This window comes from Ruegeria sp. YTSA064 (genome assembly GCF_059610325.1).
On sequence record NZ_JBXWNK010000002.1, the window covers coordinates 212884 to 235255 of the forward strand.

General features: G+C 55.6%; 22 protein-coding genes and 1 tRNA gene. 10 read left to right on the top strand and 13 right to left on the bottom strand.

The window, feature by feature from the left end; translation table 11 throughout:
* Positions 1-27: 27 nt before the first annotated feature.
* Positions 28-1572: a trimethylamine methyltransferase family protein gene (locus AC2FI7_RS03550; RefSeq protein WP_496815260.1), complete on the bottom strand. Its 1545-nt coding sequence runs from the start codon at positions 1570-1572 to the stop codon at positions 28-30.
* A 419-nt stretch (positions 1573-1991) separates the two neighbouring features.
* Here AC2FI7_RS03550 and AC2FI7_RS03555 point away from each other — a divergent pair, with 419 nt between their 5' ends.
* Positions 1992-2510 (top strand): outer membrane protein, encoded by a 519-nt coding sequence (locus AC2FI7_RS03555; protein ID WP_010440265.1) that lies wholly within the window; start codon positions 1992-1994, stop codon positions 2508-2510.
* 53 nt (positions 2511-2563) lie between these two features.
* Here AC2FI7_RS03555 and AC2FI7_RS03560 read toward each other — a convergent pair whose 3' ends face one another.
* Positions 2564-2908, bottom strand: coding sequence for an MmcQ/YjbR family DNA-binding protein (locus AC2FI7_RS03560; protein WP_029621825.1), 345 nt, complete (start codon positions 2906-2908; stop codon positions 2564-2566).
* A 218-nt stretch (positions 2909-3126) separates the two neighbouring features.
* On the opposite strand from AC2FI7_RS03560, the gene cysS reads away from it, so the two are divergent.
* The 3 genes from cysS (at position 3127) to AC2FI7_RS03575 (ending at position 7194) form a co-directional block, all read left to right on the top strand.
* Positions 3127-4707 (top strand): cysteine--tRNA ligase, encoded by a 1581-nt coding sequence (gene cysS, locus AC2FI7_RS03565; RefSeq protein ID WP_010440263.1) that lies wholly within the window; start codon positions 3127-3129, stop codon positions 4705-4707.
* Between the two features lie 74 nt (positions 4708-4781).
* Positions 4782-6416 (top strand): citramalate synthase, encoded by a 1635-nt coding sequence (gene cimA / locus AC2FI7_RS03570; protein WP_010440262.1) that lies wholly within the window; start codon positions 4782-4784, stop codon positions 6414-6416.
* A gap of 1 nt (position 6417) precedes the next feature.
* Complete coding sequence (locus AC2FI7_RS03575; protein ID WP_010440261.1) at positions 6418-7194, top strand: squalene/phytoene synthase family protein; 777 nt, start codon at positions 6418-6420, stop codon at positions 7192-7194.
* Position 7195: 1 nt separating this feature from the next.
* Here AC2FI7_RS03575 and AC2FI7_RS03580 read toward each other — a convergent pair whose 3' ends face one another.
* On the bottom strand, positions 7196-8422 hold the full coding sequence (locus AC2FI7_RS03580) for an MFS transporter (RefSeq protein ID WP_010440260.1): 1227 nt from the start codon (positions 8420-8422) through the stop codon (positions 7196-7198).
* Between the two features lie 98 nt (positions 8423-8520).
* On the opposite strand from AC2FI7_RS03580, the gene AC2FI7_RS03585 reads away from it, so the two are divergent.
* Genes AC2FI7_RS03585 through AC2FI7_RS03595 form a run of 3 tightly spaced genes read left to right on the top strand, consistent with a single transcriptional unit; the run spans position 8521 to position 10147 of the window.
* Positions 8521-9153 (top strand): DNA-3-methyladenine glycosylase family protein, encoded by a 633-nt coding sequence (locus AC2FI7_RS03585; protein ID WP_010440259.1) that lies wholly within the window; start codon positions 8521-8523, stop codon positions 9151-9153.
* Entirely contained in the window at positions 9150-9815 is a 666-nt protein-coding gene (locus AC2FI7_RS03590) for an alpha/beta hydrolase (protein ID WP_010440258.1), read from the top strand. The genes AC2FI7_RS03585 and AC2FI7_RS03590 overlap by 4 nt, the downstream gene beginning before the upstream one ends.
* Positions 9816-9844: 29 nt before the next feature.
* Entirely contained in the window at positions 9845-10147 is a 303-nt protein-coding gene (locus tag AC2FI7_RS03595) for a putative quinol monooxygenase (RefSeq protein WP_010440257.1), read from the top strand.
* Between the two features lie 4 nt (positions 10148-10151).
* Here the strand turns inward: AC2FI7_RS03595 and AC2FI7_RS03600 are convergent, their stop codons facing one another.
* Together AC2FI7_RS03600 and AC2FI7_RS03605 are read right to left on the bottom strand one after the other, a co-directional pair.
* Positions 10152-10577 (bottom strand): VOC family protein, encoded by a 426-nt coding sequence (locus AC2FI7_RS03600; protein WP_010440256.1) that lies wholly within the window; start codon positions 10575-10577, stop codon positions 10152-10154.
* A 31-nt stretch (positions 10578-10608) separates the two neighbouring features.
* On the bottom strand, positions 10609-11214 hold the full coding sequence (locus AC2FI7_RS03605) for an rRNA large subunit pseudouridine synthase E (RefSeq protein WP_010440255.1): 606 nt from the start codon (positions 11212-11214) through the stop codon (positions 10609-10611).
* Between the two features lie 212 nt (positions 11215-11426).
* Between AC2FI7_RS03605 and AC2FI7_RS03610 the strand changes: the two genes are divergently transcribed.
* Positions 11427-12014: an HNH endonuclease gene (locus AC2FI7_RS03610; RefSeq protein WP_010440254.1), complete on the top strand. Its 588-nt coding sequence runs from the start codon at positions 11427-11429 to the stop codon at positions 12012-12014.
* A 3-nt stretch (positions 12015-12017) separates the two neighbouring features.
* On the opposite strand, the gene AC2FI7_RS03615 is transcribed toward AC2FI7_RS03610, so the two are convergent.
* Entirely contained in the window at positions 12018-12479 is a 462-nt protein-coding gene (locus AC2FI7_RS03615) for a disulfide bond formation protein B (RefSeq protein WP_010440253.1), read from the bottom strand.
* Complete coding sequence (locus AC2FI7_RS03620) at positions 12476-13054, bottom strand: YqaA family protein (protein ID WP_029621823.1); 579 nt, start codon at positions 13052-13054, stop codon at positions 12476-12478. The genes AC2FI7_RS03615 and AC2FI7_RS03620 overlap by 4 nt, the downstream gene beginning before the upstream one ends.
* Positions 13055-13199: 145 nt before the next feature.
* Here AC2FI7_RS03620 and AC2FI7_RS03625 point away from each other — a divergent pair.
* A tRNA-Leu gene (locus tag AC2FI7_RS03625) sits at positions 13200-13285 on the top strand.
* A 270-nt stretch (positions 13286-13555) separates the two neighbouring features.
* Here the strand turns inward: AC2FI7_RS03625 and AC2FI7_RS03630 are convergent.
* The 3 genes from AC2FI7_RS03630 to AC2FI7_RS03640 are packed head-to-tail and all read right to left on the bottom strand — an operon-like array spanning position 13556 to position 17638.
* Positions 13556-14590 carry a lipocalin-like domain-containing protein gene (locus AC2FI7_RS03630; protein ID WP_319547228.1) on the bottom strand — a complete coding sequence of 345 codons (1035 nt, stop codon included), beginning with the start codon at positions 14588-14590 and terminating at the stop codon, positions 13556-13558.
* Positions 14580-16994, bottom strand: coding sequence for an FtsX-like permease family protein (locus tag AC2FI7_RS03635; RefSeq protein ID WP_496815266.1), 2415 nt, complete (start codon positions 16992-16994; stop codon positions 14580-14582). The genes AC2FI7_RS03630 and AC2FI7_RS03635 overlap by 11 nt, the downstream gene beginning before the upstream one ends.
* On the bottom strand, positions 16991-17638 hold the full coding sequence (locus AC2FI7_RS03640; RefSeq protein ID WP_029621820.1) for an ABC transporter ATP-binding protein: 648 nt from the start codon (positions 17636-17638) through the stop codon (positions 16991-16993). The genes AC2FI7_RS03635 and AC2FI7_RS03640 overlap by 4 nt, the downstream gene beginning before the upstream one ends.
* A 157-nt stretch (positions 17639-17795) precedes the next feature.
* Between AC2FI7_RS03640 and AC2FI7_RS03645 the strand changes: the two genes are divergently transcribed.
* Positions 17796-18230 (top strand): ion channel, encoded by a 435-nt coding sequence (locus AC2FI7_RS03645; protein ID WP_029621819.1) that lies wholly within the window; start codon positions 17796-17798, stop codon positions 18228-18230.
* Here AC2FI7_RS03645 and cls read toward each other — a convergent pair.
* From cls to AC2FI7_RS03660, 3 genes are all read right to left on the bottom strand, one after another.
* Complete coding sequence (gene cls / locus AC2FI7_RS03650) at positions 18227-19639, bottom strand: cardiolipin synthase (RefSeq protein ID WP_010440246.1); 1413 nt, start codon at positions 19637-19639, stop codon at positions 18227-18229. The two genes, AC2FI7_RS03645 and cls, sit on opposite strands and share 4 nt — an antisense overlap.
* A gap of 22 nt (positions 19640-19661) precedes the next feature.
* The gene (locus AC2FI7_RS03655) at positions 19662-20636 is read right to left on the bottom strand and encodes an HAD family hydrolase (protein ID WP_010440245.1); all 975 of its coding nucleotides are present in this window, start codon (positions 20634-20636) and stop codon (positions 19662-19664) included.
* 72 nt (positions 20637-20708) lie between these two features.
* Positions 20709-22277 (bottom strand): arylsulfatase, encoded by a 1569-nt coding sequence (locus AC2FI7_RS03660; protein ID WP_037321012.1) that lies wholly within the window; start codon positions 22275-22277, stop codon positions 20709-20711.
* Between the last annotated feature and the right edge of the window lie 95 nt (positions 22278-22372).

Consider the following 22372-nt stretch of genomic DNA (forward strand, 5'->3'; position numbering starts at 1 on the left):
TATTCGGGCCGCCTATATTTCAGTAGGTTACGCAGGCAAGTGAATGTTAAACTTGTCGCGGAGTTCGGCATCCAGCAGAGGATCAAATCTGGCCGGGGATGGCACCGCCAGAATCTCATCTTTCCGCTTCACCGCTTTCTCGATCAGATCAGGTTTTCCAAGTTCAACCCATTCTTTTGGAGACGAACGGTCGCCAAAGGTTGGATAGACGTAGTCCGCCTGCATACGGCCCAAGGTCGCATCTGTCCCTAGATAGTGACCCGGGCCGCCCATGCAAACCTCGGCCATTTGATCCAGCGCCAGAGTTTCATCCGACACTTCGATTCCACGTACGCAGCGCTGCGCTTGTCCGATCAGATCGTCGCTTAGGATTAAGCTCTCATGGCAGAAGCCCAGCAATGAGGCGTGCATGCCTGCGGCCTCATAAACCATATTCAGGCCCGAAAGTCCGGCCATGACGTTCGAGCACATCTGTTCCCAACCGGCCTGCATATCAGGCAGTTTCGCGTCTGAGGCACCGGCGGCGGCTCCGCCAGGCAGGTCATAGAAATGGTGCATCTGGGCGCAACCAGCGGTCAGCAGGGCTTGTTCCCCAGAGCCAATAGACATTGCACCGGTGCGCAGATCCAACCCAAATGGCCAGGTGCCAAAAATCGCAGGCGCACCGGGCTTTACGGCGTTTACATAAACCAAACCGGCCAGACATTCAGCCGTGGCTTGCGCTATCGCCCCGGCAACTGTCGAGGGTGCTGTGGCTCCGGCCATGCCGGCGGACAGCAGCAGAACCGGCATGCCAGCCTTGATGCACTCCTCCATCACCTCGCAGCTTTCGGTGGCGAATTTCATCGGTGGAACAACAAAACAGTTGGAGTTGGACATGAAAGGCCGTTCGCGCCACTTGTCCTCTCCGCCTGCAATCATGTGCAGCATTTCAATCGCGGGTGCGACATGGCTGGGTTCAGTGAAAGATGTGCCGATGTGTTTGAACGTACCGGAAGTGGTGGCGTAGACCGTGTTCAGGTCCATCTCGAGGTTGTCCGCAATATCGCGGCACACCATAGGACGTTGAACAAAGTGAATGTTTTCAAGCTGTTCACAGATGCGGGATGCATCGTGGAGATCCTGAAGGGTCGAATCGCGATATTCCTGCCCGTGCACATCGACCATGCTGACCGCCGCCCCGGCCGTTCCATAGTGAACCCGGTTTCCCGACAGCTCCAGATCGGACTTTCCATCCCGGCTGTACAGCGTGACCGAACGATTTGCTTTGGCGATAGTGTCTTCGACCAATGCACGCGGGAAGCGGATGCGGCCATCGTCGCCCAGGGAACAACCGGCGGCCACCAGATAATCGATCCCGCTTTGTGGCGCATCGGCAAGTCCAATAGTTTCCAGCGCAGTCAATGCGGCCTCATGGATACGCTCAATCTGGTGCAGAGTCAGAACCTTCAGCGTTCCACCCTCCATGCCGGGTCGAATAGGGCGCAAATGCTCTGGCAGGGCCGAGGCGCGGGCTGCACGGCGTGCAGCGCGGCCACCGCTACGGGATGAGTTTCGGGTTTGTTCGTTCATTTTGGAATCCGGTCGAAGAAATGCGTATTGGGTTGAGTGAACTCAGACCGCTGCTGGTCGCCCTCGTGCCGCACGTCCACGATCCGCTCCGATGGTGCGGCTGACCAGACGTATTTTCCAAACTTCGTTGTGCATTGTGTTCCAATCTAACTGAGTTCATATTTTCAACGCTCAGCGTCACAATCTGTTCTGTTTGCGACCTGCAAATGAATTTCCGCGCAAAAATTTCACCGGCGATGGGAACAGGTTAAATTGATATACAGAAATGTTTTTTTTCCGTTACACTAAAAATCTGTTAACCTATCCCTAGTTAATTTTGAGACAACTGTTGGTTTGAATTGGAAGTCGGTGCGGATTGTCCTTCTGTCGGATATCTCCGCATTATTTTATGGACCGCTTCTGGTTTATTGGAGGGCTTGATGAAGTCAACGATTGCCGCACTCGTCATCGCGCTGTTCGCAGGTGTCGGGCCGGTATTGGCAGAAGACTGGACCGGAGCATATGCAGGTTTCAGTTTCGGCTATGCGGATGTTGACGGATCGGGCAATGCTGGCGGAAGCGATGTCGGTTTTGGCCCTGTGATCGGATACGACTACGATTTTGGAAATTTCGTGTTGGGTGGTGAACTGGAATACAACTGGCTCAACCTTGATCTTGGCCAGTCGGAGGGCAGTTTAGACAGCATGTCGCGTTTGAAATTACGCGGTGGCTACGATTTCGGCTCTGCACTGGGATACGTCGTCGTCGGCGCAGCGCGGGCTAGCACATCGGGTGATAGCGACACGGCAGCAGTATACGGCATCGGTGTAGCTTATCCTCTGGGTGATCGCTTCGTGATCAGCGGCGAGGCGCTAAGACAGGATTTTGAGAATGTTCCTCAGTCAGGTGGGAATCTTGACGCAAACGTCTTCAACCTGCGCACTACATTCCGCTTTTAACAAACGCTTTAGGTAGGTTGAATAAACCACTTCGCGCTCTTCAAAACCACCAATCAGAAACGATCGGTTAAAGTTGCTTGAACTTTCTTGGGGAGCGACGCGCGTATGATGTCGTAGGATGATACAAGGCGATGGCTCATTTCTTCAAAATCTGTGGACCAGGGCAGACAAACCCAACTGCGATGGAAGTATGGTGCCTTGATCCCAACTCCGGCATCGATCAGCATTTGGGCTGTCTCAATGTCAGGTGTCTTGACTGACACGCCATCCCCGACTGAGCCGACGCAGGCGAACATCTTGCCGCCCACTTTCCAGGCGTCGTGACCTCCTCCCCAGGGATCGGAAAGCTCGGCCCCTGGCAGTTCAGCGCAAATGGAATTGACGTATTCACGGCTCATGAGAGGCAGAGTGCCGATACCGCAGGCAAAACTCAAGGCTTGGCTCAGCGCAGTACTCGTGCTACCCACGGCGCATGAACCAGAAAACCTGCATCATTATTTGCTGCATTACCTGCTGATTTATCAAGCGGGCCGGTTTCTTTCGTTTTCATCCCTGAGACAAGTTGCTAAGCCCGCGCCAACGCGTGACGAACATGCTGTTTCAGGAGCACGACCCGATGACGACGATCAAACTGCACAACACGAGGACACGGACGAAAGAGGATTTCGTGCCGATCGATCCAGGCAATGTGCGGATGTATGTCTGTGGTCCGACGGTTTATGACCGCGCCCATCTTGGGAATGCGCGGCCCGTGGTGGTGTTCGACGTGCTCTATCGTCTGCTGCGGCACGTTTATGGTGCGGATCACGTGACCTATGTGCGCAATTTCACCGATGTGGACGACAAGATCAACGCTACCGCTTTGGCGCGAAAACAGGCCGGTGCCGAAGGCTCTCTGGAGCAATTGGTTCAGGAACGCTCGGACGAGACCATAGGTTGGTATCTGCATGATATGGGCGCGCTTGGGGCGATGGAGCCCACGGAAATGCCGCGCGCGACACAGTATATCGCGCAGATGATTACGATGATCGAGAACCTGATTTCCAAGGGGCATGCTTATGCTGCCGAGGGTCATGTCCTGTTTGCGGTCGACAGTTGGAAAGAAGACTATGGCAGGCTGTCTGGCCGTTCGGTCGATGACATGATTGCCGGTGCACGGGTTGAAGTCGCTCCATACAAGAAAAACCCGATGGACTTTGTTCTATGGAAGCCGTCGACCGATGAGTTGCCCGGTTGGGACAGCCCGTGGGGTCGGGGGCGTCCGGGTTGGCATATTGAATGCTCGGCTATGAGCTATGAGCTGTTGGGCGAGAGCTTTGATATTCATGGCGGCGGCAACGATCTGATGTTCCCGCATCATGAAAATGAGATTGCTCAGAGCAAATGCGCACATCCGCATGGAGAATTCGCGCGCGTCTGGATGCACAATGAGATGCTGCAGGTCGAGGGCAAGAAAATGTCCAAATCTCTGGGCAATTTCTTCACTGTGCATGATCTGTTGGAGCAAGGTGTGCCTGGTGAAGTGATCCGGTTTGTCTTCCTTCAGACCCATTATCGCAAGCCGATGGACTGGACCGAGAAGAAGGCGCGTGAGGCCGAGGTAACGTTGCGCAAGTGGCGGGCGCTGACAGCGGGCATCGAGCCCGCCGCCACCGCGGCACCTGCGGTAATCGATGCGCTTGCGGATGATTTGAATACGGCAGGTGCTATTACGGAACTCCACCGGCTGGCTGCGGACGGAGACGCTGCGAGGCTGCTCGCAAGTGCGCAAGTTGTTGGACTTTTGTCCAATGACATGGGTAGTTGGGCAGATGCAGGTGCTGTGGACAAATCCTATTTTGCCGAAGAAATTAAAAATTGGATGCTGCTGCGTTCTGAATTCAAAGCACAGGCAAGGATTTGGATGAAGAGCGGCGAGAAAGAAAAGGGTGGTCTATTTTTCAGTTGGGCAGACCAGATGAGGGACAAGGATCTCGCCAATTTTGGTTTCAGTGTAAAAGATACAAACGATGGTTACGAGTGGGAGCTTCTACCCATCCTATCTCGAGTAAATGTTGTCCGATCTAGTACCGGCAAAGTTTCGGAATCGGATTCTGAGAAGGCCAGAGAGAATCATTGGGCGCAAACACTACTGCGCATGGCAAAGCATCGCGAAGGGCTACAAAAGCACTACGACGAGTTGATTGCTGAAGCTTGAGTGAGTCATCTGATAAGCGTCTTCTTCTCTGATCAATTGCGCAATTGCCGGAAAAAAGCCAAAGAGCCAAACACATGACCAAAACCCGCCTCTACCTCTACGACACCACCTTGCGCGACGGGCAGCAGACGCAGGGCGTGCAGTTCTCGACCGCTGAGAAAGTGCAGATCGCGCAGGCGTTGGATGCATTGGGTCTCGATTATATCGAAGGCGGTTGGCCCGGGGCGAACCCGACCGACAGTGCGTTTTTTGAGAGCGCTCCCAAGACCTCGGCCTGTATGACCGCGTTTGGGATGACCAAACGCTCTGGTCGGTCGGCAGAGAATGATGACGTTTTGGCGGCCGTCATGAATGCCGGAACGCCAGCCGTTTGTCTGGTGGGAAAGTCACATGATTACCATGTGACTCATGCGCTTGGCATCTCGTTGGAGGAAAACACTGAGAACGTAAGGGCTTCGGTCGCGCATATCGTGGCGCAGGGGCGTGAGGCCTTGTTCGATGCCGAACATTTCTTTGATGGCTATAAGGACAACCCGGAATATGCGGTTGAGGTCTGTCGTGCAGCGCTTGACGCCGGTGCACGGTGGGTCGTCTTGTGCGATACCAATGGCGGCGCGTTGCCCGCCGAGGTCGGGCGGATCGTGTCTGAGGTGATTGCGGCCGGTCTGCCGGGGGACCGATTGGGCATTCACACCCACAATGATACCGAAAACGCAGTGGCCTGTTCTCTGGCTGCCGTCGACGCGGGTGCGCGGCAGATTCAGGGCACTCTGAACGGGTTGGGAGAGCGTTGCGGTAACGCCAACCTGACCGCTTTGATTCCGACACTGATGATGAAAGAACCCTATGCTTCACGCTATGAGGTTAACGTGAAGCCCGAGGCTTTGGCTGGGCTGACCCGGATCAGCCGGATGTTGGATGACATCCTGAACCGCGTGCCCAGCAAGCAGAGCGCCTATGTCGGCGCGTCGGCGTTCGCCCATAAGGCCGGGCTGCATGCCAGCGCGATCCTCAAGGATCCAACGACCTATGAGCATATCGATCCTGCAAGCGTCGGGAATGCGCGCATCATTCCGATGTCGAATCAGGCTGGTCAATCGAACCTGCGCAAACGTCTGACCGATGCGGGATTGGCCGTTGAGGCGGGTGATCCGGCATTGGGACGCATCCTTGAGCGGATCAAACTGCGCGAGGCCGAGGGCTATTCCTATGACACCGCGCAGGCCAGTTTCGAGCTGTTGGCGCGGGATGAGTTGGGGCAATTGCCCGAGTTCTTTGAGGTCAAGCGCTATAAGGTCACCGTTGAGCGCCGGAAGAACAAATACAACAAGATGGTTAGCCTGTCAGAGGCGGTTGTTGTTGTGAAAGTGGATGGCGAGAAGAAGCTGTCGGTCAGTGAGTCGCTGGATGAAAGCGGCAGTGATCGCGGCCCGGTGAACGCGTTGGCGAAGGCCTTGGCCAAGGATTTGGGACAGTATTCGCAGATACTGTCGGATATGCGTCTGGTCGACTTCAAGGTGCGCATCACTCAAGGTGGGACCGAGGCGGTGACTCGCGTGATCATCGATAGCGAAGACGGGCAGGGACGGCGCTGGTCCACTGTCGGTGTCAGCGCGAACATAATCGATGCCTCGTTCGAGGCGCTATTGGACGCGATCCAGTGGAAACTGGTGAACGATTGCGCCCCGCAGTCCGCGGCAGCCGAATAAGGTGGAGTTCGACGACGACATCAAGGCTTGTGCAGAACTGGTGCATCGGGCCGATCCTGATCGCTTTATGGCGGCCATGGCCGCACCGGTCGAGGCACGGGCTGTCCTGTTCCCGATCTATGCGCTGAACGTCGAAGTGGCCCGCGCCCCGTGGGTGACTCAGGAGAGCATGATCGCTGAGATGCGGCTGCAATGGTGGCGCGATGCCTTGCAGGAAATTGCCGAAGGTCCATCCGTTCGTCGGCACGAAGTTGTCACGCCGTTGTCGCGGATACTCTCACCGCATCTGGCGGCGCAATTGGATGAATATGTCGCCGTAAGGCGTTGGGATATATACCGCGATCCGTTTGATGATGAGGAGCATTTTGACTCCTATATCGACCACAGCGCAGGATCGTTGATGGTGGTGTCGGCGCAGGCTTTGGGTGCGTCGGATGAGACTGTTCTTCGAAATTTTGGTTATGCGGCCGGGATTGCGAATTGGATGCGTGCTATTCCTGAGCTCGAGTCGCGAGGTCGTATCCCATTGTTAGACGGCACACAGGATGGTGTTCGGGCTTTGGCGCAGAAAGCGTTGGACCGGTTGGCGCGTGCGCGATCTGCACGTGGCGAAATATCGGCGGCAGCACGGCCTGCACTCTTTGCAGGGTGGCAGACAGAATGGGTGCTGCAGGCGGCCTTGGCACGGCCAGAACGTGTGGCTGCGGGTGCCTTGGCACAAGGCGAAATTCGCCGTCGGTTCTCTTTGATGAAGACAGCCGCGACAGGGCGCTGGTAAGTCAGGCAGTTTGAGGGTCTGACGGCCTTAGCACCAGCCACAACAGCGCGCCTCCTGCCAGTGTCAGCAGCGGGATCATTGCTAAATTCACGGCTGTCCAGCCCTCGACCGCTGAGCCGCCCGAGCAATTCATCAGCCCACCCGACGCCAACGACGCAAAGGTGACGCCGCCAAAGACCATCAGGTCATTTAGGCCCTGCATCCGCCCACGCTCGTGCACTTCGTGCGAGTCGGCGAGCATGCTGGTGGCGCCGATGAATCCAAAGTTCCAGCCGATGCCCAGTAGGATGAGGGCGACGAAAAAGTTACCCAGATCTACACCCTGCAGAGCAACAAGGCCCGCGCCGCCGAGGATGGCCAGACCAAGGGCCACGATCTTTTCAACGCCAAATCTTGTAATTAGGTGGCCGGTGAAAAAGCTGGGGATATACATCGCCAGTACGTGGCTGGTTACGATATCTGCCGCATCGCCTTCAGTATATCCGCATCCGACAACGGCCAAAGGTGTAGATGTCATCACAAGGTTCATAAGCGCGTAAGAAACCATCGCGCAGATGATCGCCACTGCGATACGCGGGGTTTTTAGCAGCTCCAGCCGCTTGCGGCCCTTGGGTTCATCCTCGGTAGGCTTGGGTGGAGTGGGAATATCAAGAAAGAAGAAAAGGGCAGAACCCAGTACGTTGATTGCAATCACAGCCAAATAAGTGCCCAGAAACGGGATCACATAGGCTTGCGAGGTCAGCTTTACGATCTGTGGTCCAATGATGGCCGCCGCGAGCCCCCCGGCCATGACGTAAGAAATTGCCTTGGGGCGGAACGCATCAGAAGCGGTGTCGGCTGCCGCAAAGCGATAGAAGCCATGTGCGCTCATATAGATGCCGGTCAGGAAGCTGCCGACAAGGAACACAGGGAATGAGCCGAGATAGAGGCCGTAAGCCCCGATAATGCCACCGGCAGCACCCGCTGTGGAGCCTACAAGGAACCCTGCACGGCGTCCCCAGCGTTGCATGATGGCCGAGATCGGCGTGGCCGCCAGCATCGAACCCAGAACGATCAGTGAAATCGGCAGCGTCGCGAGGCAGGCGTTGCTGGCCAGCGATTGCCCGGCCAATCCGCCGACAATGAACATGATCGGCATCTGCGCACCCAAGATCGCCTGGGCCGCCACCAGAACGGCGACGTTTCGTTTGGCCTGACTGTCGTCGGGGGTGGCAGCGATCATTGTCATGGGCGAATGGTTATCTACGATTGAGACTAGGCACAAGCGGCTTGCATATGCGGCACATCCGCCTAACGTGCGGACGAGGATCACTTATCGGAGAGCGCATGTCCGTCGGACGCATCATCGAAACCCCGGACTGCGTGAGTGAAGGGGCCGAATGGCTGGCAGGGGCATGCCCCCGTATGGCCTATGCGATGGAGCAAACCGGCCCTCTGCCGCTCAGGCGCAAGCCTGACGGGTTTGCCCAACTGCTCAGCGCCATTGTCAGCCAACAGGTCAGTGTGGCCTCAGCAAATGCGATATGGAAGCGGTTGCAGGACGCAAAACTGACCGGCCCGCGCAAGATCATGTGGGCCACGGATGAAGATCTGCGGGCCGTGGGTCTCAGTCGTCAGAAAATCCGTTATGCCCGAGCCTTGGCCGAAGCGCGGATCGACTACAAAGCACTTCGTGATGCCCCGGATGACGAGGTGGTCGCAATTCTGACCGAGGTACCGGGAATCGGTGTCTGGACCGCCGAGATTTATGCGATGTTTTCGCTGGGTCGCGCCGATGTGATTGCGCCGGGTGATCTGGCACTGCAGGAGGCGGCTCGAATTCTTTACGACCTGCCAGAACGACCAAAAGACAAAGAGTTACGTCAGATGGCTGAAGCATGGTCGCCCTGGCGATCGGTTGCGGCGCGGGTGCTGTGGGCCTATTACCGGGTCGCAAAAGACAGAGAAGGGATCAGATGACACGAGTTTTGAATGCGCTCCGAAAAGAGCCGGTTTCGGGGGATACACGCTCGGTCGTTGTGTTCGTTCATGGTTATGGCGCCAATGGGGCTGACCTTTTGGGGCTGGCCGATCCGCTGGGGGAACATCTGCCGGATACTCTGTTCGTGTCACCCGACGCGCCGGAACAGATCCCAGGTATGCCCAATGGGTTTCAATGGTTTCCGATTCCGTGGATTGATGGCTCGTCCGAAGAAGAGGCCCGCCGTGGTATGGAAATGGCCGTCGAGGATTTCAACGCGTTCCTCGACGCGCTGATGGTTGACGAGGATGTCCTGCCCGAACAGGTTGTGCTGTTCGGTTTCAGCCAGGGTACGATGATGAGCCTGTATGTCGCCCCGCGCCGTGAAGATCCTGTGGCCGGAATTGTCGCGTTCTCGGGTCGGTTGTTGGAACCTGACTTGTTGCCGGACGAAACCGTCAGTCGGATGCCAGTGCTGCTGGTGCATGGCGATGCCGATGATGTGGTGCCGCCGCAATCGCTGCCTGAGGCGGCTGAGGCGTTGCAGGCCGCTGGTTTCAAAGAGGTCTACGCCCATGTGATGAAAGGCACCGGCCACGGGATCGCTCCGGATGGCTTGAGTGTTGCACTGGCATTCATGCGGGATAAGCTCAGCCTCTGATCTCTGGGCGTCTACCATAGGAGCATTTGATGCTGATCGTGACGGGTATTGTGGAAGTTGCCGAAGAAGGCGTTGAAAAAGCCTCGATTGCTGCGCAGAAAATGGTCGCGGAAACCCTGAAAGAGCCAGGATGCATGATCTATGAGTTCAGCCAGGTACTGGGCCATGCGACCCGGTTTCGGGTTTACGAAGAATGGCAGGATCAGACTGCGCTGGAAGCCCACTTTGCGACCCCGCATATGGCCGCGTTTCAGGCTGAATTGGGTGAGGTCGGCGTGACCTCAAGCGAGATCTACCGCGTGATCGAGGGCGAAAAGCAGCCGCTGCGCTAGCCGGTCAGTCCCACAACCAACCTTCTGAGAACTCGACCGAATTGCCCGCCGGGTCTCGTACATACAGCGACATGGCCCCATTGGGCCAGTCAAATTCGGCGTCGATAGGGATGTTCCAGTCCAACAGGTGCTTGCGCATCACTGCGATCTCGTCGCGGGTGAGGACAAGACATACGTGACCGGAGCCGCGAGCGCCATGTGGTGGGACCGGAAGTTCCGGGTTGCTCGGTGGTTTCTCGGTCTCGTCGGCAATGAACAACAACAGGACTGACCCGCCGATCCGATAGAAGACATGGCGGTTGTTTGCGCGCTGAATCTTTTCGAGGCCCAGTATTTGACCGTAGAAATCCTCGGCCGCGTCTAGATCGTCGACATAAAGTGCGGCTTCAAGGATCGCCGACGGGGCAGGAATGTCTGGTGTGACTTTCATGCCGTAAGTATATCACATCACGCAGTTTTTGTCATCGACGCGGACGTCGGTCGCGTTTGCGTGCTGGCGCTGCACTTATTGAAGGCATCGGCAGGCTATCCCACTGACCGGGGTCAAGGCCGTCCAAAAACCAGTCGCCGATCCGTGCACGGATCAGGCGCAGGGTTGGATGCCCGACTGCTGCGGTCATCCGGCGAACCTGACGATTGCGGCCCTCGCGTATGGTCAGTTCGACCCAACTGTCCGGTACGGTCTGGCGGGCGCGTATTGGCGGGTTTCGCGGCCATAAGCCTTCGGGCTCGTCAATCAGACGGGCCTTGGCAGGGCGTGTCAGCCCGTCCTTTAGCTCAACCCCATCGCGCAGTGCCTTCAGCACGGCCCCATCCGGGATACCCTCGACTTGAACCCAGTAGGTTTTGGCCATCTTGTGCTTGGGATCGGATATCTGTGCCTGCAACTTCCCATTGTCGGTCAGCAGCATCAAACCCTCGCTGTCCCGATCCAAACGCCCGGCAGGATAGACGCCGGGCAGATCGATGAAATCCGACAGCGTGTTGCGAGGTGAATCCGCATTGGCGCGGTCTGTGAACTGCGGCAACACATCATAAGGTTTGTTAAAGCGGATAAACCAAGACATGCCCCCGCCATACCGCCCAGACCACGGCAGCGCAACCTGTGGATAAATGTTACCTAACTGTTACGGAATCGGCCTAAGCATTACTCGAGATGTTGTGTAAAATCGGGACTTGTCAGAGTTTTAACACGATATATAGTTAAGTTAAGGCCGGGGCGGGTGTTCCCCGCTCTGATGTCACAAACGGGCAGTACAGAGCGAGGAGCGATTCTGTTATGGACGGAGACTTCAGGACCGAATTTGTCAGGGAACCCGGTGCGCTAAGGCATCATCCGGCATTGGTTCTGAACGCCGATTATCGCCCGCTGTCGTATTACCCGTTATCCCTGTGGCCCTGGCAAGAGGCGATCAAGGCGGCCTGGTTGGACAGGGTGGATATTGTGGCCGAGTACGACGAGGTCGTCCGAAGCCCGAGCACCGAAATTCGAATACCTTCGGTCGTTGTCCTGAAAGATTATGTAAAACCCAGAAAGCGCGTGGCCTTCACGCGCTTTAATTTATTTTTGAGGGACGAATTCAAATGCCAGTACTGCGGAAGCCGCGGAGAACTGACCTTTGATCACGTCGTCCCGCGCGCTGCCGGAGGTGTGACCAGTTGGCAGAACGTCGTGGCAGCCTGCAGCCCATGCAATCTGCGTAAGGGGTCAAAGTCGCTTCGGCAGGCCAGAATGTCTCTGAGCAAACCGCCGCGTCAGCCGGACGCTGAAGCCCTTAGAAATATTGGCCGTAAGTTTCCACCTAACCATCTGCATGATAGCTGGATTGATTTCCTATACTGGGATGCCGAATTGGATCAGCAATAACACCTAACGCACGCGCCAAGCTGCGATCCAGACCAGGACCAGACCCGCCGAGAACAATCCATTCCAACCGGCCATTGATATCCCGAACATTTCCCATGGAATTTCATCACAGCGCGCTAATGGGGCGGACATGATCTGGTTCATCAGTTCTTCGGCGCTGAGGCCTCCAATATCACCAGAAGTGCATGTTGATGGGCCTTCCCACCAGCCTTGTTCGACACCCGCATGATAGAATCCGACCCCTGCGGTTGTGGCTGCCGCAAGGGCTCCCAACAGGGGCAATGGTCGAATGCCCGGAAATGTGAATGCGAGCACACCAAGAACGATCGCCATGCCGTGCGGATAACGTTGCCAGATGCACATTTTGCACGGTGCAAACCCGCCGATGTATTGAAATCCCCAAGCACCTAGCAATAGGACGGCCGAACCTGTGGTTGCAATAAGTATGAGCGTTTTCTTGGTCATAGGTATTTCACAATAAGGAAGCCACCAAACAGCAGCACGATGAACAAGGTGAACATCAGACCCAACCGCTTTTCGATGAAATCGCGGATTGGCTCACCAAATTTCCACAGCAGTCCGGCAACAAGGAAGAACCGCAATGCGCGTGCCAGAATCGAAGTGGCAATGAAAGTCCCCAGCGGCATCCCGGTCCAACCGGACATGATTGTGATGACCTTATAGGGGAACGGAGTTACCCCAGCTGCGAGCACGGCCCAGAAACCGAAATCGTTGAAGCGGGTGTTAAATTCTTCCATCGCGTGGGCCTTGCCCATGGCTTCGAGAATTGGCTGCCCGAGGCTCTCGTAGAAGAATGCTCCGATGGCGTAACCCAGCATTCCGCCCAACACAGATGCCACCAAGGCAACGGTGGCGATCAGCCAGGCGCGCGATGGTCTCGCGATGATCATCGGAATCATCAGGACGTCGGGTGGAATCGGAAAGAAGGAGCTTTCAACAAATGCCACAATGGCCAGCGCCCACAGCGCATGAGGATGTTCGGCCAGACGAAGGGTCCAGTCATAAAGTGGTCGTAACATAAAGAACTGTTGTCCTGACAATTGTTGTTGCAAGGCAAACCACGCACCTGCCTGACCGTCAACCTCCGTCGCCGAAACAATCGATGCTCTGGTTGTTTTTTGCCTCTGGACCTTCCTGCGCATGAGCGCTAATCCATTGTTCGTGGCCCAAGTGGCGGAATGGTAGACGCAGGGGATTCAAAATCCCCCGGTAGTGATACCGTGCCGGTTCGAGTCCGGCCTTGGGTACCAAAGTAAAAACAGTAGGTTAGGGGAACCGGCCTGCTGTTTTTTCTTTTTGGCGATTTTGTTTTGTCACAGAGAAACCTCGCAATCCAGCGCTAGTCGGTAAATTGGCGATATCAAGATAAATTATTCGGTGATCGGATAGACGTTCAGAAAAATTGAATCTTTTGAGTATTCGGTAAATATCTTATTTGTTTGATATTCGTCGTATTGGTTTGAGTATCGAATCCTCTCCATGGGCATCTCAACAGATCTTCAAGGGTAGTCGGTTCATATTCAGTACCCGGTCATTTCCAGATACCCCCGCCCTAGATGGCTGCCAGAGATCGTAACGGGGCCTTCCCAATACTCGAACCGAGTCCCCATCCAGGCTTTAGGCGTTAGGGCCGATGCAACTACATCAATACCTTTCTCAGGTAGTGATATTTGCCATCTGGTAGGTATATCGCGTTGAGCGACGTGGTTTGTTTCTAGTGGTGTCAATAGTACCGATCCGTCCGGCAGAGATGTTGTTTGCCCATCCGCCTCGATCCATGTGGCAGCTGTGAAATCCCCACGTTCCCCACGCAGGCGAAACGCCATCAATTTGTCGCCGTTGTCAAAGCTGAGCGAAAACCAGTCCCAACCGCTTTGATCTTCGGCCAATGGTTGCGAGGACCATTCGCGGTCCAGCCAGCCCTGTCCAGTCACTTCGATGTCTTGATTTGGTAGGTGAAGGATACCTTCTACTGTGTAGAATGGCTGTGAATAATAGTAGCTGGCCTGCCCATCGGCAGATTTCACGGAATAACCCCTGTCCCCGTGGAACACCAATGGGCCTTGCGCTTGTAGGCCTAGGTCGTAACCAAAATCTGATCCCGACGCACTTAGACTCAATTGGGTCAAATCGCCTCCACGCATGTGCCACTCGTCGATCCAGGCTTCGAAAGGTTGGGCGGTGACACCGGCCTGTCCGATACCTCCACGGGATAGCCGTTCCGCGAAATAGTGCGTGTCTGATGTTGTTACTGCTGCGTGACCCATCCAGATCTGAGGGCTCTGCCAGCCCTCTGACTCAGTTGGTTTCAGGGCCGACCGGAATAAAGTCCATTGAACACCGTAGTCATTGCCTTCTGCGTCTTTGAGATTTGCAGTCAGATACCACCATTCTATCCGGTAAGAAGGGTGCGGGCCGTGATCTTTCGGGAACTGGAATTGGTAACCTGCTTCAGGCCGCGCAAACCCTTCGGCATTACCTCCCAGTCCGGCATAGCCTTGTGCCCAACTAGCTATGGGGAACATTAAGAATAGGAAGAAAGCTCTAACGTTCATTGGCAAAAACCTGTAGCAAATCCGCAGGTGGCAGGCGGAGCAATCGCCAGGCAGGCCAAGCAGCGGCAAGGGTTGCGGCAATCAATGTCAGCAGAAACAGCGCCAGCCAATCACCCGGAAACAGATGCATAGGCAGACGCCAACCGAATGCCTGTACGTTGATCACGGCCAACAATACCCAGGCCAATATCAGCCCGAGCGGCAAAGCCAGACAGGCAGTTAAAGCAGCAAGCAGAGCGCTGCGCAAAAGTTCCAGCTGGGCAAGTTTCGAACGTGTCAGGCCCAACGCCCAAACCGGCGCGACCTGAGGCAAGCGTTGGGTCCACAACGTCAGCAAACTGGTCAAGATCGCAAATCCTGCGACGCCTAAGGTCAGCACGTTCAGGGCTGAGGTGATGACAAAGGTTTTCTCAAAGATAGCAAGCGACCGGGCCTTCATTACAGCTTGTTGCACCACGGCTGTGGGCGACAGTTCAAACTGGGCACGCAACGCCTGCGCCAACTCCGTGGCTTTCTCTGGCGCAATGCGGATTCCAAAGCGCAGGGTTTCGGTATCCGGAACTATCCGATCCAGCATTGGCATTGATACGATCGCCTGTCCGGTTGGGTTCCCGTAGTCGGAATAGACCCCGCTTATGGTCAGAATATGATCCGGCGTGATCGCCACCGTATCTCCCGGCCACAAATTCGCACGGCGGGCAAGTTGTTCGTTGATCAGGATTGCGCCCCGGTTCAGGACGCTGTCCCAGACATCAGGTTCTTTGGCGATCAGTGGCCAGTTTTGGCGATAGCTTTGGTGATCAACGATCCCATACAGGAAAAGCGGTCCGGTTTCGTGCGGTATCTCGGTACTGCGGATCGGAAGGATTGCTGAAGTTCTTGGTGCAAGCCATTCAGTAATAGCCTCAGCTTGAGTTTCATCCGCAGCGGTCACGTAAAGCTCCGAAGTTAGACGTTGATCCAGCCATCCGGTGAAAGTCAGGCGGAAACTGGAAACCATGGTTCCAACTCCGATATTTGCCGCCAGCGCCAGCAATAGGGCCATTAGCGCCAAGGAAAGGCCGGGCAGCTGCGCGCGCATATCGGCAAGAACCCATTGTGTGACCGGCGTTCTTGCCTTTTGGATCAACAGGTCCAACACAGCTGAAATGAAGAGTGGCAGTACCAATGCAGCCCCAGTCAGTACCCCGGCGAGCAGTGCAAATCCGGCAATAAGTCCGCCGAAAGTAAAGTAGGCAATGATACCCAAAGCAATCAAAGCGAATCCAAATCCGCCAGAAATCCAGGCAGATATCTTTCCGCCCCCCCAGGCCTGCAAGCCGGGTCCGGCGAGTATGGGCATGCGGGAAAGCCGCCAGAGCGCTTGCCCGCTTGCAGCCAGAGTGCCACCTGTTGCCATGGCAAGACCTGCGGCGACCCATTGAGGGCGCAGTGACATTTGCCCGTCGATTGGTGCTCCATAGAGGCCGCGTAAGGTCGAAGCAACGTCTGGAAGAAGCGCGCCGGCCAGGAAATATCCCAGCACAAGCCCCAATAGGCCTCCGATCAGAGCCAGCAACAAAAGTTCACCCAGAGCAATCCCGATCAGGTTCCGCATTGGAAGACCCAAGGCCCGCAATGTTCGGATTGTGCCGCGTCTCTGCGCGAAAGCTAGGCCGACGGTACCGTGGACGATGAACAAACCAACTGCGAATGAAAGCAGACCAAAAGCGGTCAGGTTCAGGTGAAAACTGTCAGTGAGTTGGGCGGTATCCAATTGTGAAGATGGTGCAATACGCTGCAGTTCAGGCGCGATTTCCGACAGAGCTGGCAATTTGCGAGGCTGATCCGGCAATATTATCAGTCGGGATATTTGATTGGGGCGGTTGAGCAGTTGCTCGGCTACTCCAATATCTGTCAGGATCAGATCAGGCGGTAGCGCGCCGCTGGTGAGGATTGGTGGAAATCGGTCAGCGGATTGAAATACCTGCGAAAGTTTGGGCGACATCAGCAGCCTTCCCGGAGCTGTCAGCATATCAGCCGGGTCTGGCGTATTGGTGCTTTGCTCGAGTTGCATAATGGCGGGCAGGGCAGGATATGCGACCATATCCACGCCCATTAGGCGTATTGAACGTCCATTTACGCGCAGCGCGCCCTCAAGCACCGCGGCCACCTGCCAGCCTGCGCGTCTGAGTTCCGTATATCGCGACAGAGGGATCATGGACCCGGTCGCGCGCAGTTCGTCAAACTGACCAATGGCAAGCTGTGCGCTGGCGCGCTCATAACTGGCGCGCGCCTCGGCGTTGATCGCTTGTACCGCCGACCAGAGACAGGTCGCCAGCGCGATGCCAGTCAGAAGGGTCAGCAACTGCAATGGATGCGCCCGCCAATGGGACAGTAACGCCTGGACTGCAGCGCGTGTCATTCGATCCGTCCGCCCGTCAGATGGGCACGACGGTCCAGTCTGTTGGCGATCTCGTTCGAGTGGGTGACCAGCAAGAGGGCAGCCCCTGTATCGGCTACCAAAGAAAGCATCAGATCCAGCACTACCGCGCTTGCTGTCTCATCCAGATTACCTGTCGGTTCATCAGCCAGCAGTAATCGCGGTCGGATGGCCATGGCCCGCCCAATGGCAACGCGCTGTTGCTGCCCACCCGATAGTTGTTCAGGATAGCGGTTCCGCAGATCGGCAAGTCCAAGACGCTTGGTCAGATGCTCGATCCACTCTGGGTCCTCACGTTTAGCAAGCCGCGCGTGGATTGAAAGGTTTTGAGCGATGGTCAGCGACGGGATCAGATTAAACTGCTGGAACACCAATGACAGCGTATTTCGGCGCAAGGCAGCACGCTCAATGTCATTCAGAGACGACATGGGCCTTCCATCTAGAGTGATTTCCCCGCCATCGAACCCATCTAATGCGGCAACCAAGTGCAGCAAAGTGCTTTTGCCGCTGCCGCTTTCCCCGGTCAGCGCCAGGGTCTGGCCTTGTTCCAAGGTCAGCGAGACATCATTCAGGACCGGGCGTCCGCCGGGATAGGATTTTTGGACATGATCAATCGATAGCAACATTTGAACACTCATTCGTTCTGTCACAATGTGCAGCGCAACGAAACAGTGTCCAGAGCAGAGATCGGTTCTATTCGCCGCAGCCCGCACCTTGAGCGCGGGGTTGTTCAGCGCGCGCGAAAGTTCCATGCTGGCTGCAATCGGAACAAAGGCCATCTATATGACATTGTCGCAGCAGATTATTTGGGGCAGCTTTTACTTAGGTATTTGTTTTCTGATCGAAATCATGCTGCTGACATGGTGCGTTCTGGTCATTCGCAAACTCGTCGAAAGATGGGAGACCCGGAGCACGATCCTGGCAACTGCGGGCCCGATCAGCGTAGCGCTTATGTTCATTGTGCTTACCCATACGGTACAAGTTTGGATCTGGGCGATTGTATGGGTGTGGGGCGACGTGCTGCCGGATTGGAATTCGGCCCTTTATTTCTCGTTGGTGACTTTCACGACGCTGGGTTACGGAGACATCGTATTGGGCGAAGGTTTGCGTATTTTCGGCGCATTCGCCTCGGTTACTGGACTTCTGGCCTTTGGGTTGTCTACGGCATTCCTCGTCGCCCTAATGACGCGGGTGTTTGAAGAACGGTTCCTGAACTAAAGGATCGGCGCGAACAATCGCGCGATTGGCGCGAAAAACCGGATGTGAAACGGCTGCTGAGGCAGGTCGCGCGTCAACTCGTAGCTAGAATGGAAATCGGTTTCCAGCATGTCAGATACAGCACGTGCCGCGCGGGGATCAAAAAACAGCGCCATCGCCTCAAAGTTCAGACGGAAAGATCGGTTGTCCAGATTGGTGGTACCAACAGCTGCCAGTGTATCGTCAACGACAAACACTTTCTGATGCATAAAGCCATCGGTATAGCGAAACACACGTGCACCGCAGTCGCGAATTTCATCGAAATACGCAAATGCCGCTAACCAGGGCAGGCGATGGTCAATGACATCGGGCACGAGTATCCGCACATCCACGCCGCGCAACGCCGCGTGTTGCAACGCGGTCATGATGTCGATGTCGGGCACAAAATACGGTGAGGCGATCCACAGCCGTTCCTTGGCCTCGGCGATGGCAGAAAAGAACATCATCGCGCCGGTTTCGGTATCATCGCCCGGACCAGTAGCGACCAGCAACGCGTTCATATCCTGTTCAGATTCGCTGCCTGCCCAATCGAGCTTATCGATCAGGTCTTCGTTGCGTGCCCAGTGCCAATCTTCGGTAAAGATCAGTTGCAACTGCCGCACAACGTGACCGGTCATCTTAATATGCGTGTCCCGCCAACGCCCGAACCGAGGGCTTTGCCCCAGATACTCGACACCAACGTTGTGGCCGCCGATGAAGCCTGTCTCACCGTCAATGATCACGGTCTTTCGATGGTTGCGATAATTGAGTTGAAAGCGGAAGTTCGGCCCGCGCTGTTCGCGCGGATCAGCCACATCCACACCCGACCCGCGCAGTGTTTCCAGATAGCTCGACGGCAGGCCATAGCTGCCTACGGCATCAGTCATAAACCGAACATGAACGCCGCGTTTGACCGCTGCAATCAGCCGATCTTGTACTTTTCGCCCCAGCTCATCATCGCGCACGATGTAGAATTGGATCAGGACATAATTCTTTGCCCCGTCGATTGCGTCCAGTATTGACTGAAACGTGACATCACCATCAATCAGTAATTCGGCTCCGTTGCCGCGTGAGACGGGTAGGTGTGCCAGAGCCTCGAATGGCCGCGGATTGATGCGCATCGTCTTAGGATCAGGTTTCGAGTAGTCGGCAAAGGTTTTGATCCCTTCCACCACACGTTCGCTTTCCTGTCGCGCGATGCGATAGCCTTTGAAGCGGTGGTGCCCCAGAAACAGATAGAAAGGAACGCCAAACACCGGCGCTGACAGCAGGAAAACCACCCACCCAACTGCACCCTGAGGTGTGCGCGCCGTTTGAGCAGCGCGCACGGAAAAAACGACCGCTAGGCAATAGAGCGCAAACAGAAAAAACGAAACGAGCAATGTCCACATGGGTGCGCAATGATCCGGTTTGTTAGTTGGCCCCAGTGTAGATGCGCGACCAGTCATTGGCCATATCAACGATGACCCACCCCATGTCAGGGCCTTTATCCAACCCGTCGACCAGCCGACCGATCGGACTTTCGCGGTCATAGGCCCATTCACGGTCCGCATCAGTGTGGTGTATCAAAACGCCCAGCCGTGGCCCGTCGCCTGCGGTGGTCCATTCAAGCATGGCAAAATCCCCGTCCGAGTTTCCCCCAGCAAATATGGGGCGCTTGCCGATGGTGCGCTCGATGTTGATTGGCTTGCCTTCTTTGTCATCGATGAAGGCGATGCCGGGGGCCTTGTTGATTACAGGTGTGCCGTCCACGCTGTCATAGGTTGTTTCTCCATACGTGCCCAGAATCTGTTCGGGCGGGATGCCATATGCCTGTTCGGCGAATACGCGCATGAAATGCAGGCCTCCGCCCGAAACGATATAGGTTTTGAAATCTTTATCCCGCAGGTAACGCAACAGCTCGACCATCGGCTGATAGGTCATCTGGTCGTAAGGCAGATCGGTCTCGGGATGTCGTGCAGTGCCCAGCCAGTCGGCCACCGACGCCTGGAACACTTCAACGCTGCTGCCGGAATGCGACGCGTTAACCACTTCAATCAGAGCGTCGTGCCCGCCTTCCAGAATGGTTTGCAGATCACCCTCGGCGGCCGCTTTCAGGGCTGGCGTCGATAAGATCGACGGGTCTTGTGCAGCAAGCTCTGCCAGTTGGTCCATGGCAAATATGAATTGAAAATAAACCGGTTGTTCAGCCCAGAGCGTGCCGTCATTGTCAAACACCGCGATCCGGTCGGCGGGGGTGACATAGTTCGGCCCTCTTGGATCTGTGACGTTGCCTATGAACTCAATAATCGTATTTTTTGAATCAGAATCGTTCCAACTCGGAAGTGGGTCTGCGAACAGTGTGAGGGGGGTGCAGCTGAGCACGGCAGCTAGAGCGGCGTATCGCATATGACTCTCGACATTTTCAGAAAGGAAAAAAGCCGCCCTGTAGAGGGCGACCCTAAGAGTTTCATTCAAGGCCTAATTGTTGGTCGGTGTTGTTAACTTCTCCATAACCTGATCCAAGTTGAAGCTGGCCGCTTTCTGACGTGGTGGGAACTCCTGGAATGTGCTCAGAAAACTACCAACATACTGCTGCGCAGGAACTAGGAAATAGGCTCGGTCCAACAGCCAATCGTAATAGGTGTTAGAGGTCCGGTAGGCACGCTCATACGGATCACGGCGCAGGTTAACGATCAAGGGTATGCGCAGCTCGGTCCAAGGTTCGATCCAGGCCCGCAGAGTTGCCCAGGCTTTCTGCTCCAGGAATATTAGCTTCCAGTCTTCGAAGCGCAGCGCCGTTAGGTCTCCGTCATCCGAGAAATAGAAAATCTCTTTGCGAGGACTTTCGGCAGTCTCACCAGTCAACAGAGGCAGGATGTTATAGCCATCCAGGTGCACCTTGTATTCGCGCCCCATACCAGACGAGCTATAACCTGCCTTCAGCTTGTCTTTAATTTCGGGATCACCGGCGACCGCGAGGTATGTTGGCAACCAATCCATGTGGTGCACGATCTCGTTGGTGACAGATCCGGCTTCGATCTGACCGGGCCAGCGGACCATCGAGGGAACGCGCCATCCGCCTTCCCAGTTGGTGTTCTTTTCACCCCAGAACGGCGTTGCGGCCGCATCGGGCCATGTGTTCATGTGCGGACCGTTGTCTGTGGAATAGTGAACTATGGTATTGTCGGCGATGCCAAGCTCGTCCAGCAGATCCAGCAGCTGACCCACATGCATATCATGTTCGATCATGCCTGCGGTGTATTCATCCGCAACGCGACCTGAGATTTCATTGGCTTTTGCGCGCATCTCGTCTTTGACGTGGGTACGGAAATGCATGCGGGTACCATTCCACCAGACATAGAAGGGTTGCCCTTGCTCATGTGCCCGCTTGATGAAATCAATCGCCGCCGCCACGGTTTCGTCATCAACAGTTTCCATGCGTTTGCGGGTCAAGGGGCCCGTGTCTTCGATGGTACCATCTGACTTTGATTTGATAACGCCGCGCGGCCCATACGCCTCGCGGAAGGTGCGGCCATCAGCCAATACCCGGTCACCCGGATAGTCCTCGTTTTCTGGTTCTTCTTCAGCATTCAAGTGATAGAGATTGCCAAAAAACTCATCAAAACCGTGGTTTGTTGGCAGGTGCTCATCCTTGTCTCCAAGATGGTTTTTGCCAAACTGACCAGTGACATAACCGTGGTCTTTCAACAAACCAGGTATGGTTGGGTCTTCGACCTGCATGCCAAGATCAGCCCCCGGAAGACCGACCTTGGACAGGCCTGTCCGGAACACGGACTGTCCCATGATATAGGATGAGCGACCAGCAGTGCAGGATTGCTCACCATAGTAATCGGTGAAGATCATGCCCTCATTGGCCACGCGATCGATATTGGGTGTCTGATATCCCATGAGGCCCATGGTGTAGGCTGAGATATTCGATTGCCCAATGTCATCGCCCCATATCACAAGAATATTAGGTTTTTGATCCTGCGCCCAGGCGGGCAGTGCAAGCGCAACAGCAACGGTTGCCACTGCGAACTTGCGCATCGATTCGCGCCAGCTATCTGCAATCATTTGTGGAGGTGACATAGGGTGCTCCTGATTAAACGAGCCTTAATGGCCCAGCAAATTTAGTTTTAGAG